This window comes from Pseudoalteromonas sp. SR41-8 (assembly GCF_014163915.1).
Classification (GTDB): domain Bacteria; phylum Pseudomonadota; class Gammaproteobacteria; order Enterobacterales; family Alteromonadaceae; genus Pseudoalteromonas; species Pseudoalteromonas rhizosphaerae.
The window spans coordinates 167,426-178,765 of record NZ_JACJEE010000003.1 but is presented as its reverse complement, the minus strand read 5'-3'; the positions used below and the strand labels follow the sequence as shown (position 1 = coordinate 178,765).

Genomic DNA, 11,340 nt, shown 5'->3' with positions numbered 1-11,340 from the left:
AGATCATGAGTTGTATAGGTTTACAAAAAGCTATTGATCAATGCGGTGGACAATCGTCTTTAGCTTCTAAAATTGGAAAAAAACAAGCTCATGTATCCACTTGGCTTAACAGGGATAAAAAAGTCCCAGCCGAAATGGTTATTAAAATAGAGCTAGTCTCAGGGGTTCCACGCCACCAGTTGAGACCTGATATTTACCCGCCTGATGAATATGAAATGATTTGTGAGGCTATGCAAAATAAACACGCTGCTTAGGTTAGTAGTTTTCATGGGGTTATTCCTGTGTTGTTGTGCGGTTAATTTTAGTGCAATAACGCAATGTGGGGTAAACCTGCGCAATATATGTTTTTTTATACAGGTGATTTATGGCGGTTAAAGATTTGACGCTTAGTTTTACTGTTGATAGTTCGGCAGTAATGCCACTTTTTGATCGTTTGCGTTCTGCGCTTGAAAAGCTAGAAGTGCATGTGGCTAATTTGGTGCGCACTAATATTGAAGAGCTGATGGAAAAAGGTGATTTGGTTGTGGTGGTAACTCATTTTAATAAAGACGATATGAGTAGTGTTGTGTGTCTTTATCCAAGTGAGGGCTTATTACGTATTGCTAAAGCTGTGTTTGCTAAGCGTTATGAGGATTTATTGCCACCACAGCTGGGTAACCTTGCAGCGGTGTATGAAAAGCATAGGGGCTCAAAATGAGTGAGGCAGAGTTATTAGAAAAGTTACGCAATATCGATTCTGTTGCTTTGGCTAATTTGTTAAACCCTAATCCTGGCAAGGTACACGAACTTAGCATTTTTGTACCAAAACCTACTATGGAACAAAAGGTAAGGGCTGCTGCTTGGATTAGCGGTATGGGAATTCATCAGGCTGGTGTGGATACACAAGCCCGATTGATGTGGCCGCTAACGAAATTTAGTGAGTTAGACGTTTCAAGAGAGGCTGCTAGAACTTTAGGGAGTGTTCTAGTTGCTCTCGTAGGAGCTCTGCCTCCTCAGCAGATTGAGCAGATTTGGATAGATCAAGGCGAGCGCCTGTCTTTTGTTGATGAATTTGCGTCACTTGATGATAAAAGCCGTCATCGGGCTGAATAACATCGCCAACGTTTACAGGGGTGGTTGATGTGTATGTTTTTGAGTTCATATCTCCCTCTTGGCAAAGGTAGTAAAGGCGATATTTATACATGGTTTTGCTTCCTTATTTTGGTTTGTTGGTTTGGTTACTAAGCATACTAATTTAAGGGGGCGCTTTAATACAACACAGTAATAGGATGAAAAACATGACTGAGCACAATGAAGATTTATGTATTGGTGTTGCTACGTTTCAAATTGATGGTGAGACAAAGCAATTTGGCTTAACGAAAGATGATCTTGATTTTTTGAAGGAAAGAGAAGTAAAGCTTCAAGAGCGTATTGACCAAGCATCAAAGCACCTGAAGCATTTCAGTGAAGAGAGAGTAAAGCTAGAAAGACAGCTAGCCGTTATTCGTCAGCCTGAAGCCAGTTTTCAGGCAAAAGATTAATGGCAGGGCCGGTGCATTTGAGTTTAGTTCTTCCTAACTCTAGTTCGTTGTGTTCAAAGAAATATTCGCCATCTTTTTTTGTGGCTAGGTATTGCTTAAACCAAACTGGAGCTTGTTTAACTTTAAACTGTGCAGCGGCTAAGCCTTTTTCTGTAATTGAATATGAATCGTCATTATCAGTTGAACGACGAATGTACCTCTCATTATTTAGCCATTTAATTGTTGGAGTAAATACTTCATCCAGATTCTCTATGAGTCGGTTTATTCCATGCCCATATAAAAAAGACTTCATTTTTTCGTCTGTTAAAGAGACCTCAAATGGAAAGGCCTCGGCTGTGTGGTGCAAGACGAGCGAACTAATTAAAACAAATTTATTTTGTGGATCTAGTGGTATAGACATTTTTTGCTTCCTTATTTTGGTTTGTTGGCTTGGTCACTAAACATACTAATTTAAGGGGGCAACTTTTAACAGGAATTAAAGGGCTGAGCTGACCAAGGTTAAGACTTTGAAGGTTTAAAAAATAATATGTAAGTATCTAAAAACAAAGTAACGACAGGTTTGGATTAGTAGATGAAAACAATAGGAGCGGCTATGCAGCAAACGACTTTGCAGGATTTACATGATGCGTTGCAGTATCTTGACCCTAATTGCTCGCGTGATGAGTGGGTTAAGGTGGGTATGGGTATTAAAAATGAGTTTGGTGATGCGGGCTTTGATGCGTTTGATAGTTGGAGCGCAGGCAGTGAGCGCTATAAACCGAGCGATGTAAAAAGTGCCTGGCGTAGCATTAAGGCAGGCGGCGGTACTACGATTAAAACTGTTTTTAAAATGGCTATTGATAATGGGCTGACTTTTGAACGTGAGCCGATATCGCCAGAAGAGCAAGCTAGGCTTAATGCTGAATTTGCTCAACGTGCTAAGGAGCGCGAAGCGCAAGAGGCCGAAGATGAAGCCGCGCGCCAGCGTTGGCATGGGGTTGTTGCTGATTTTTCCAGAATACTTGTCGATCAATTTACTAAACCTGTTAACTCTAATAAATATTTGGCTACCAAGAAGGTGGCCAGTTTTGGTTTAAGTAGCTTTAAAAGTGCTGTGATAGTTATTTTTAGGCCTAATTTTACGGCTGAGACTGTGACAGGTGGTAAAGAGATTAAACAATTTTTTGCTGATTTACCCGATAAGGAGAGCCGCGATTTTAGCTTTTTGCATTTTAAGCGCGGTGATTTGGTAATGCCGTTAATTGATATTAATAAGGCGCTTTGGAATATTCAGGTTATTAATGAGCAGGGGACCAAACTGTTTTTAAAGCATGGCCGTAAGGCTGGGTTGTTCCACTTTATTGGTAAGGCGAGCAGTTGTAATATTTTGGCGGTTTGTGAGGGTTATGCCACTGGGGCGAGCATACACATGGCAACTAAGTGGCCGTGCGCTGTGGCGCTTGATGCGGGAAATTTGATGGCGGTGGCTACTGAGCTTAAACAAAAGCTTGTTGATAAATCATTTATATTTTGTGCTGATGACGATGCTAATACGAAGGGGAATCCGGGCGTAAGCATGGCTAATGATGCTGCAGCTGCGGTAGGTGGTTTTGTAGCGATACCTGACTTTTCTGCTGTTGTAGATAAGGCGGCATAATGGCTAAGAGTAGTTTAAACGATTGGAATGATTTACACGTTAATGCTGGCCTTGATGCGGTTAAAGCACAATTACTGAGTGTGGTTGATAAGCCTAGTGCTAATGATGGTAATAATGAAAATAACCCGCCGCCGCAAAACGCTGACGCGCGACAGCGTTCTCTGGGGGATGAGCAGTGGCAGCGCAATTTCCAAAGAACTAATTCGGGTAATCCTCAGGCGAGTATTAGCAATACAAAGTTGGTGCTTGAAAATGACCCTGCTTTTGATGGGGTGTTGGGTTATTGCGACTTTAGTTATCGCATTATTAAACGTAAGAAGCCGCCTTTTTTAAAGGGTAAGGTGGGTGAGTGGACTGACACTGACACTGAGCGCTTACGTATTTACCTTTCTGAAACTTATGGTTTTACGCCTAGGGCCAATGATGTGCTTGGGGCTATTTTGGTTCATTCAGAAGAGCATGCCTTTCACCCTGTTAAAGACTATTTAACCTCGGTTAAGTGGGATGGTACACCACGCGTGGCTGTGTGGTTGCATAGTTATTTAGGCGCTGAAGATACCGAATATGCGGCTATGGTTGGGACGTTCTTTTTGGTTTCGGCTGTGGCGCGGGTGATGTGCCCGCCTGTTAAGGTGGATTCGGTTTTGATTCTTGAGGGTTCGCAGGGCTTAGGTAAGTCGAGTATGTGTAACAATTTGTTTGGTGATTGGTTTACTGATACGCCTATGGCCCTTGGTGAAAAAGATACGTTTCAGCAAATGCAGGGGATGTGGGGTATTGAGCTTGCTGAGCTTGATTCGTTTAATAAGGCTGAAAATACGAAGGCTAAACAGTTCTTTGGTTCTAAGGTTGATAGGTACCGCCCGAGTTATGGCCGTATGGTGCAGGAGTTCCCTAGGCAATGTGTGTTTGTTGGTACTACAAACCAAGATAGGTATTTAAAGGATTCTACGGGTAACCGGCGTTACTGGCCTGTGATGTGTACGAAGATATGTCAGGATGCGATTGCTCGTGATAGAGACCAGCTTTGGGCGGAGGCTTTGCATTTGTTTAATGAGGGGATGCCTTGGTGGCCTACTGATGAGTATAAGCATTTGTTTGAAGAGCAGCAGGAAGATAGATTTGATTCTGATGTGTGGGAGGGCATGATTTATGAGTGGCTGCTTAAGAATATGCGCGGGGATTATTCGTTGGCAGATATTATGACGGAGGTGCTTGGTATGGATCCGCATGCTATGCGACCGCCTGAACAAAAGCGTGTTGGTCAGATAATGCACAGGCTTGGGTTTACTAAGAAGAAGAAGCGAGTTGACGGGAAGCGCCCTGCGTTTTACGTGGCGCCTGAGGGGTTTTGGAATGTTAAGTAGGTTGTTTACTGTGACCATGACCAGCAGTGGTGACCGCTGTAAGGTGCATGGTTGTTGGTGTGGTCATGGTGGTCACGGTGGTCACGGTGTTTTCGCGCACACATACGCGCGCGGGTGCGAGCGGACACGCGTATTTTGTACTTTCTATTTATATGTTTGTTCTTGTGTATGTAAAAACACTATGACCACCATGACCAGTATGACCAATAGAGTATTTGCAAGGGTTGTAGCGGTCACGGTAGATGGTCACGGTAAAAACAAGTGTGACCAAGGCGGTTTTAATTTGTTATTAGGCTTTGATGGGGAATGATGATGCAGTTAGTTACGACTATTGATGATTTGCTTAATGAATGGGGTGTGTGGTCTCAGGCTGGTTTAGGGCTCACGTTGAGCTCTGCATCGAATGATGTGATCACGTCTATTGATGATGATATGGGTTTGTTGATTGACCAAGCAGTGGCGATGCTAGGCCAGTACGCACCAAAAACTAAGATGGTGGTTATGATGAGCTATCGTTCTAAATTGAGCACTAGGCAAATAGCTAAGAATTTAGATATAGGTGAAACGAAAGCTAGGCAGTTGTTGTTAAGTGGTTCGGCTTGGCTTGAGGGCCATTTAATGGCGAAAGGGGTTTTAATTAAAACTGCTGCATAAATAGTTTGCAATTGCGCGCGCAATAACTATACTAATTCAGGTAAGCTTAGCAAAGCTGCATCATAAAGCCCGAGGTTAACACCTTGGGCTTTTTTGTGTCTGCTGATTAATCCTTACATCCTGTTGTTGTAACCCGCTTAGGTTTTGCCTTAGCGGGTTTTTTACGTTTGAGGCCTTAAATGAAAGTTAACAAACTATTAGCCGCTGGTGTTACGGGCGTTCTTGCTTTGGCTGGTGTGATGGTTGCTGAATTTGAGGGTGAAGTAAGAACAGGTTATGTGGATCCTGTTGGTGTGGTTACGGCCTGCTTTGGCCATACTCAAACAGCTGAACTTGGTAAGACTTACACTGAAAAAGAATGTTTAAACCTGTTTGCTATGGACTTAGGTGATCATAATGAGCAGTTATTGAGAACGGTGAATAGTTCGCTTACTACCAGTGAGCATGCGGCTTACTTGTCGTTTCACTATAACGTGGGCTCTGGGAACTTCCGTAGTAGTACGTTGCTTAAATACTTAAATAACGATGAGCGTGTTAAGGCATGTAATGAATTACCACGCTGGGTTTATGCTGATGGCCGTAAGCTTGCTGGCTTAGTTAAGCGCCGAGAGCTAGAACGAAAACTATGTTTGAGTGAGCTAACTGATGCTTAGTTTAAATAAGATTGTTTTTGCAGGCTTAGCAACGATGCTGGGCATTACCGTTATTAAGTATATGACCGTTGAGTCTGACTTAACGCAAGCGCTTGACGATAACAAACAGCTTAAAGCGTCTGTACTAAGTTATAGGAACCATGCCGAGTACTTAACTAATTCGTTGGCGGTTGCTGATCAGCAAAATAAGCAGCTGCTTAAAGAGCGTGACTTACTTGCTAAGTTAAGAGCTGATCATCAACAGCAGCTTACTTCTATTAAAACTCAACTCCATCACTCTACCTCGCAGCTTGATGCGTTAAGGCTTTCAACTAATGAGACAACTAAAACTTGGGCTAATGATTGCGTGCCTAGCGCTGTTATCGGCGTGTTCAAGTACGCCATCAGTGGAGCCTGCAGTAAAGACGATAGTGCAAACTAAGTATGAGTTTGTGCAGATGCCTAAAGAGTTTATACAACACTGTGATATTGATGATCATGTTGTTGGTGATAATGCATCACATAGCCAGTATACGGCTTATTTAGAGTCGGTTATTGATATGTGTAATGAGCAATTGTTAAAAGCAAGAAGTTGGAACAATGCGAATAGAGACTAGTGATATAGCTATGCAAAAAGCGGTAAGTGCAACGACTTACAGTGCAAGCTTAGGCGCAGCAGCTGGAGGGATTTTAAGCTTGAACGAATGGGCGATATTACTGGGCATAGTGTTTGCTGCGTTAACCTTCTTTGTTAACTGGCGGTTTCAACACAAACGCAATGAACGTGAAGCGCGTAAGCATGAAGATGATAGAGAGTTTCATCGTGCTCGTATGGAAGCATTACAAATGAGCGACCAAGCACAACTGCTTTGCCAGGATAAGTTAAATGGCAACTAAGCCTGGTACTTGGTGCACTAAGTGCAAAGCTGTTCACAGAGGTGAACCATGCCCTAAACGTGTACCGTTTGGCCGTAAGCGTAACGGAAACAAACAATCAGGTAGAGGTGGCCGTGTGTGGCAGCGAACAAGAGAGTTTATATTTCATCGTGATAACTTCTTGTGTCAGATATGCAAAGCTAAAGGTGTTCTAACATCTGTTGAGTTGCATGGTGCTTACCATGGCATATGTGATCACATAGTGCCTATCAGCCAAGGTGGTGACGATAAGATAGATAATCTTCAGACTATTTGTCAGTCTTGTGATAAAGAGAAAACAGCACTTGAGTCACGTCAAAGTCTTAACCCGGGGGTAGGCAAAGTTTAGCGCTACTCCACGTACACCGCCCCCTCAATTAGATTTTTATGCGGGGAAGAATTGAAATTGAAAAACCCACTTAAAGAGATTATTTGGTAATTATGGCAGGTAGATACCCAGCAGTAGCAGAGGACTCAACTAACAAGGTTGTTCAGTTCCCTAATTCTGCTGAAAACAAGGAAATTAGTGATAAGGACGCGAAAAAGATCGCGACCCAATCGCGTCCGCGTGGTATGTCAAAACCAGAACAGCAGGTATGGAATAGTGATATACCTGAGTATGTAAAGATTAACAGGTTTAAGCCTCACTATATTCGATTTTTTAAAGAGTACTGCATTGTAATTGCTCGCATGGAAGCGGCTCTTACATACTTAGATGAGAGCGGTTGGAAATATACAACCGAAGGTCGTAACGGTATTCAGCATAAAACAAGGCCAGAGGCTAGCCAGTACAATGACGACTGGCGCAAACTCAACAGCTTAATAAATCAGATAGGTGGTAGTCCTGCGACAGACCAACGATTTAATAATCTGCAACCTGGTTTATTTGATGATTTGTACTGAGTTCACCTAAATGCAAAACCGTAGTAATTACCCAACGTTTCAACGTGATCACTTAGCTGATATTGAAAAGTATGCATCTGATGTATTAAGCGGTAAGCGGCCATCTAACAAATATGAGATGTTAGCTGTAGAACGTGAAAGTCATGACCTAGCAAGAGCAGGCAGTGAGGACTTCCCTTATTATTTTGATCCTGAAGCAGCACTTAAAGTCATTTGGTTTTTAGAAACCTTCAGCCATGTAAAAGGCAAATGGGCCAGAGCAAAAGGGCATGAAGGCTTACTTAATTTAAGCGGCTGGCAAAAGTGGATAACAGCACAAGTTTACGGCTGGAAACATATAGAAACTTATCGTCGGCGTTTTCGTACAGCATTCACTTTAGTACCGCGCAAGAATGGTAAATCTACTTGGGTTGCTCCCATTGGTTTGTACATGCTAGCGAATGATGATGAACCAGGCGCTGAAGTTTACTGCGGTGCGACTACACAAAAGCAAGCTAACGAAGTGTTTAACCCAGCTAAAAAGATGGCTTTAAAACAGCCTATATTTAGACGCCGCTTTAATATTGAATTGTTTGCTCAGCAAATAGAAAAAACAACGGACGGCGGCAAGTTTGAACGCTTAATTGGTAATCCTGGCGATGGTGGTTCACCAAGTTGTTATTTATGTGATGAGTACCACGAACATGATGATGACGACCAACGCGATACGATGATCACCGGCATGGGTGCCCGAGAGCAGCCACTTGAATGGATCATATCAACAGCTGGTTCTAATTGGTTTGGGCCATGTGGCCAATTCCAAAAAGAGTGCCAAGAGATTCTTGAAGGAACCCGCACCGACGAAACTGTTTTCGCAATGATTTACACAATAGATAAAGATGATGATTGGCAAAGCGAAGAAGCACTGCGCAAGGCTAATCCTAACTTTGGTATATCTGTAGAAGTTGAGTTTCTTTTAAACCAGCTTTCAAAAGCAAGGCAATCGGCGCGTAAGCAAAACGCATTCAAAACTAAGCATCTTAATTTATGGGTAGGTGCTCGTGAGTCCTGGCTTAACCTTGAAGATTGGTTATCAGCTGCTGATAGCACCCTTACAATGGAGCAATTTACTGGCGAAGAATGCACCAAGGGCGTCGACCTTTCAGAGTCAGACGACTTAACAGCCGATGTAACGTGCTTTACTCGCGAGATAAACGGCAAATTACATTACTACTTCTTTGCTAAAACCTATGTAACAGAGGCAAAAGCAAACGAAATAGACATTTATCGCGACTGGGTAGACCAAGGCCACTTAATTGAGTGCGAAGGTACCAGCATAGATTACGACGAAGTAGAGCGCGCTATCGAAACTGATAACGAAAACTACCAAGTAACAGGCTTATTTTACGACCCTGCAGGTGCCGCGCCTATCGCACAGCGTGTACAAAACAGCACAGGCATAGAGCCAATTAAGGTGTCACAAAATTACACTAACTTTTCGCCGGCAATGCGTGAGTTTGAAAACTTACTCAGGCAAGGCCGTATACACCATAACGGTGATCCAGTTCTTACTTGGTGCCTTGGCAACGTAATCGCCAAAGAAACCATGGACGGCAAATATATCCGCCCAGTGAAAGAGCATAAAGATAACAAAATTGATACCGCAGTCGCTAAGTTACTGGCCTTCATCGGTTCATGGCAACCGGAAGAAGATGATGGTTCTAACCAAGAGTTTTTGGAATTCTAATGTTTAAAATCCCGTTTTTAAGTCGCAACACTACAAAAACAGTGAACAATACTGCTGATCAAAAAGATATTACAGTGCAGGATATAAATAGTTTATCTGATCTGTTTGGCGTTATGCCATCACTTGCAGGTCCTGCTGTAACGCCTAAAACATCAATGAAAGTATCAATAGTGTTTGCCTGTGTGCGCTTAATTTCTGGCGCAATAGCACAGATGCCCGTACATATATTTGAACGTGGTGATAACGGTGATAAAACACGCCTTGCAAACCACACATTAGCTAATCTTTTTAACCTACAACCAACCGCGGTTTGGAGTGCAGCAACGTTTTGGGAGTTCATAGTAGCAAGCGTTCTATTACACGGTGATGGTTACGCGGTGTTATTACGTGATCGCAATGGTGATATTGAAGAGATTTTACCAATCAGCCCTGTAGGTATGAACGTTGTTAACAACAATGGCCGGCTAAATTACTTTTTTACACTAGATGGCACCGCCCGCGGTTTAGACCAAGACGACATATTGCACTTTCCTGGCTTCGGTTTTAACGGCCTTAAATCAATGTCGGTTATTCAGTGGGGCGCATTTAATAGTATTGGGCTTGAGCTTGCCATGGAACAACACAGTGGTGAGTTCTTTAAATCGGGCTCAACGCAACGTGTAGCTGTTGTTAAAAAGGGTAAGTGGGACGAAGAACAAAAAGAAAAGTTCCGTACCGCATGGGTTAAGGCTTATGGCGGTGTAGAAAACTCAAAATTTCCACTTGTGCTTGATGAAAGCACGGATATTAAAGCATTGAGCTTATCAGCTAAAGACTCACAGCTGCTTGAGTCACGCGAATTTCAAATTACCGACATAGCGCGTGCGTTTGGTTTACCGAGCTTTATGGTAAACCAAGAGCAAAAATCAACATCGTGGGGCTCAGGTATAGGTGAAATTGGCCTTTCGTTCTTACGTTTTACACTTGGGCCACACTTAAACCGCTTCGAACAAGAGATAAACCGCAAACTGTTTTTAAACAAACCCATGTTTGCCGAGTTTATAGCCGCTAATTTAATGCGCTTAACGCTTAAAGACAGAAACGAAGCATACCGCCAAGCCATTGGTGGTTCACAAGGACCTGGCTGGATGAGCATAGACGAAGTTCGCAAGCTCGAAAACCTCCCCGAATTTGGCGGTAAATACGCTTTACCATACGACCCAATTGCAAATAATCAACCAATGGAAAACGAATCATGAATAACAGCCGCAAACTAATGCAGTTAGTTAAAAATAACTGCCAAAACCGTGACCAAGTTGGTTATCAAGTAAAGCAACAATCACCACTGGCCAACGCAGGCGAAAGCCGCCCAGCATTTTTAATTTACGATGTAATTGATCCATGGTGGGGTGTATCAGCCGAAATGATAAAGCGCGACCTGCTTAGTATCACTGATGCAACCGACATCGATGTTTATATTAACAGCCCAGGCGGTGACGTATTTGAAGCAACAGCCATTTACTCTAGTTTAAAAGCGCACTCTGCAAAAATTCATGTACATATAGACGGTATAGCAGCCAGTGCAGCAACACGTATTGCATTAGCAGGTGACACTATTGAAATAGCTGATTCAGGTTTTTACATGATCCACTACGCCTGGACACTTGCACTTGGTAACGCCGATGAAATACGCGACACAGCCGATATGCTTGATAAGGTCGACAACACCATAGTAAACGACTACGAAAAGCGTACTGAAGCAGGCGAAGAACAAGTACGCACCTGGATGAAAAACGAAACATGGTTTACCGCACAAGAAGCATTAGAACATGGCTTTGTAGACAGCATCATGCAAGATGGTACAAACGATAAAACCACCAATAAAGCGTGGGATTTAACGTCATATCAAAATGCACCTAAACCCCAGCAACCACAAGATAAATTTGTGCAGCGTGATCGGCTAGAGCGATTTGCCAACATGCTGTTAAAAACTGGCTAGCTCCGCTGG

The 11,340-nt window shown here is 42.9% G+C and carries 18 protein-coding genes; 17 read left to right on the top strand and 1 reads right to left on the bottom strand.

Annotation, left to right across the window (positions count from 1 at the left end):
• The first annotated feature begins 5 nt into the window (after positions 1–5).
• The 4 genes from H5162_RS03760 (at position 6) to H5162_RS03745 (ending at position 1,520) form a co-directional block, all read left to right on the top strand.
• Positions 6–254 (top strand): YdaS family helix-turn-helix protein, encoded by a 249-nt coding sequence (locus H5162_RS03760; protein WP_182777722.1) that lies wholly within the window; start codon positions 6–8, stop codon positions 252–254.
• A 110-nt stretch (positions 255–364) separates the two neighbouring features.
• On the top strand, positions 365–697 hold the full coding sequence (locus H5162_RS03755) for a hypothetical protein (protein ID WP_182777720.1): 333 nt from the start codon (positions 365–367) through the stop codon (positions 695–697).
• On the top strand, positions 694–1,092 hold the full coding sequence (locus tag H5162_RS03750) for a hypothetical protein (RefSeq protein ID WP_182777718.1): 399 nt from the start codon (positions 694–696) through the stop codon (positions 1,090–1,092). The genes H5162_RS03755 and H5162_RS03750 overlap by 4 nt, the downstream gene beginning before the upstream one ends.
• Positions 1,093–1,277: 185 nt before the next feature.
• On the top strand, positions 1,278–1,520 hold the full coding sequence (locus H5162_RS03745; protein ID WP_182777716.1) for a hypothetical protein: 243 nt from the start codon (positions 1,278–1,280) through the stop codon (positions 1,518–1,520).
• Here H5162_RS03745 and H5162_RS03740 read toward each other — a convergent pair.
• A complete protein-coding gene (locus tag H5162_RS03740) occupies positions 1,480–1,920 on the bottom strand; it encodes a hypothetical protein (protein ID WP_182777714.1) in 441 nt (146 codons plus the stop codon). The genes H5162_RS03745 and H5162_RS03740 overlap by 41 nt on opposite strands.
• A gap of 171 nt (positions 1,921–2,091) precedes the next feature.
• Here H5162_RS03740 and H5162_RS03735 point away from each other — a divergent pair, with 171 nt between their 5' ends.
• The 13 genes from H5162_RS03735 to H5162_RS03675 all read left to right on the top strand — a co-directional run bounded on the left by H5162_RS03735 (position 2,092) and on the right by H5162_RS03675 (position 11,331).
• Positions 2,092–3,156, top strand: coding sequence for a PriCT-2 domain-containing protein (locus H5162_RS03735; RefSeq protein ID WP_182777712.1), 1,065 nt, complete (start codon positions 2,092–2,094; stop codon positions 3,154–3,156).
• Entirely contained in the window at positions 3,156–4,523 is a 1,368-nt protein-coding gene (locus H5162_RS03730; RefSeq protein ID WP_182777710.1) for a virulence-associated E family protein, read from the top strand. The genes H5162_RS03735 and H5162_RS03730 overlap by 1 nt, the downstream gene beginning before the upstream one ends.
• Complete coding sequence (locus H5162_RS03725) at positions 4,513–4,833, top strand: hypothetical protein (RefSeq protein ID WP_182777708.1); 321 nt, start codon at positions 4,513–4,515, stop codon at positions 4,831–4,833. The genes H5162_RS03730 and H5162_RS03725 overlap by 11 nt, the downstream gene beginning before the upstream one ends.
• Positions 4,830–5,177 carry an antiterminator Q family protein gene (locus H5162_RS03720; RefSeq protein ID WP_182777706.1) on the top strand — a complete coding sequence of 116 codons (348 nt, stop codon included), beginning with the start codon at positions 4,830–4,832 and terminating at the stop codon, positions 5,175–5,177. Before H5162_RS03725 ends, H5162_RS03720 begins: the two co-directional genes overlap by 4 nt.
• A gap of 179 nt (positions 5,178–5,356) precedes the next feature.
• Entirely contained in the window at positions 5,357–5,830 is a 474-nt protein-coding gene (locus H5162_RS03715) for a lysozyme (RefSeq protein WP_182777704.1), read from the top strand.
• Positions 5,823–6,251, top strand: a complete 429-nt coding sequence (locus H5162_RS03710) for a hypothetical protein (RefSeq protein WP_182777702.1) — start codon at positions 5,823–5,825, stop codon at positions 6,249–6,251. The genes H5162_RS03715 and H5162_RS03710 overlap by 8 nt, the downstream gene beginning before the upstream one ends.
• Positions 6,241–6,426 (top strand): hypothetical protein, encoded by a 186-nt coding sequence (locus H5162_RS03705; protein WP_182777700.1) that lies wholly within the window; start codon positions 6,241–6,243, stop codon positions 6,424–6,426. Before H5162_RS03710 ends, H5162_RS03705 begins: the two co-directional genes overlap by 11 nt.
• Complete coding sequence (locus tag H5162_RS03700; protein ID WP_182777699.1) at positions 6,410–6,706, top strand: phage holin family protein; 297 nt, start codon at positions 6,410–6,412, stop codon at positions 6,704–6,706. Before H5162_RS03705 ends, H5162_RS03700 begins: the two co-directional genes overlap by 17 nt.
• Positions 6,696–7,073: an HNH endonuclease gene (locus H5162_RS03695; RefSeq protein WP_182777698.1), complete on the top strand. Its 378-nt coding sequence runs from the start codon at positions 6,696–6,698 to the stop codon at positions 7,071–7,073. The genes H5162_RS03700 and H5162_RS03695 overlap by 11 nt, the downstream gene beginning before the upstream one ends.
• A 92-nt stretch (positions 7,074–7,165) precedes the next feature.
• Positions 7,166–7,627 carry a P27 family phage terminase small subunit gene (locus H5162_RS03690; protein WP_182777697.1) on the top strand — a complete coding sequence of 154 codons (462 nt, stop codon included), beginning with the start codon at positions 7,166–7,168 and terminating at the stop codon, positions 7,625–7,627.
• A gap of 10 nt (positions 7,628–7,637) precedes the next feature.
• Entirely contained in the window at positions 7,638–9,353 is a 1,716-nt protein-coding gene (locus H5162_RS03685) for a terminase large subunit (RefSeq protein WP_182777696.1), read from the top strand.
• Complete coding sequence (locus H5162_RS03680; protein ID WP_182777695.1) at positions 9,353–10,591, top strand: phage portal protein; 1,239 nt, start codon at positions 9,353–9,355, stop codon at positions 10,589–10,591. Before H5162_RS03685 ends, H5162_RS03680 begins: the two co-directional genes overlap by 1 nt.
• On the top strand, positions 10,588–11,331 hold the full coding sequence (locus H5162_RS03675; RefSeq protein WP_182777694.1) for a head maturation protease, ClpP-related: 744 nt from the start codon (positions 10,588–10,590) through the stop codon (positions 11,329–11,331). The genes H5162_RS03680 and H5162_RS03675 overlap by 4 nt, the downstream gene beginning before the upstream one ends.
• Positions 11,332–11,340 lie beyond the last annotated feature (9 nt).

Coding starts and splice junctions, on each gene's coding strand:
- H5162_RS03760 (WP_182777722.1), top strand. CDS start 6: ATGAGTTGTATAGGTTTACAAAAAGCTATTGATCAATGCGGTGGACAA.
- H5162_RS03755 (WP_182777720.1), top strand. CDS start 365: ATGGCGGTTAAAGATTTGACGCTTAGTTTTACTGTTGATAGTTCGGCA.
- H5162_RS03750 (WP_182777718.1), top strand. CDS start 694: ATGAGTGAGGCAGAGTTATTAGAAAAGTTACGCAATATCGATTCTGTT.
- H5162_RS03745 (WP_182777716.1), top strand. CDS start 1,278: ATGACTGAGCACAATGAAGATTTATGTATTGGTGTTGCTACGTTTCAA.
- H5162_RS03740 (WP_182777714.1), bottom strand. CDS start 1,920: ATGTCTATACCACTAGATCCACAAAATAAATTTGTTTTAATTAGTTCG.
- H5162_RS03735 (WP_182777712.1), top strand. CDS start 2,092: ATGAAAACAATAGGAGCGGCTATGCAGCAAACGACTTTGCAGGATTTA.
- H5162_RS03730 (WP_182777710.1), top strand. CDS start 3,156: ATGGCTAAGAGTAGTTTAAACGATTGGAATGATTTACACGTTAATGCT.
- H5162_RS03725 (WP_182777708.1), top strand. CDS start 4,513: ATGTTAAGTAGGTTGTTTACTGTGACCATGACCAGCAGTGGTGACCGC.
- H5162_RS03720 (WP_182777706.1), top strand. CDS start 4,830: ATGATGATGCAGTTAGTTACGACTATTGATGATTTGCTTAATGAATGG.
- H5162_RS03715 (WP_182777704.1), top strand. CDS start 5,357: ATGAAAGTTAACAAACTATTAGCCGCTGGTGTTACGGGCGTTCTTGCT.
- H5162_RS03710 (WP_182777702.1), top strand. CDS start 5,823: ATGCTTAGTTTAAATAAGATTGTTTTTGCAGGCTTAGCAACGATGCTG.
- H5162_RS03700 (WP_182777699.1), top strand. CDS start 6,410: ATGCGAATAGAGACTAGTGATATAGCTATGCAAAAAGCGGTAAGTGCA.
- H5162_RS03695 (WP_182777698.1), top strand. CDS start 6,696: ATGGCAACTAAGCCTGGTACTTGGTGCACTAAGTGCAAAGCTGTTCAC.
- H5162_RS03690 (WP_182777697.1), top strand. CDS start 7,166: ATGGCAGGTAGATACCCAGCAGTAGCAGAGGACTCAACTAACAAGGTT.
- H5162_RS03685 (WP_182777696.1), top strand. CDS start 7,638: ATGCAAAACCGTAGTAATTACCCAACGTTTCAACGTGATCACTTAGCT.
- H5162_RS03680 (WP_182777695.1), top strand. CDS start 9,353: ATGTTTAAAATCCCGTTTTTAAGTCGCAACACTACAAAAACAGTGAAC.
- H5162_RS03675 (WP_182777694.1), top strand. CDS start 10,588: ATGAATAACAGCCGCAAACTAATGCAGTTAGTTAAAAATAACTGCCAA.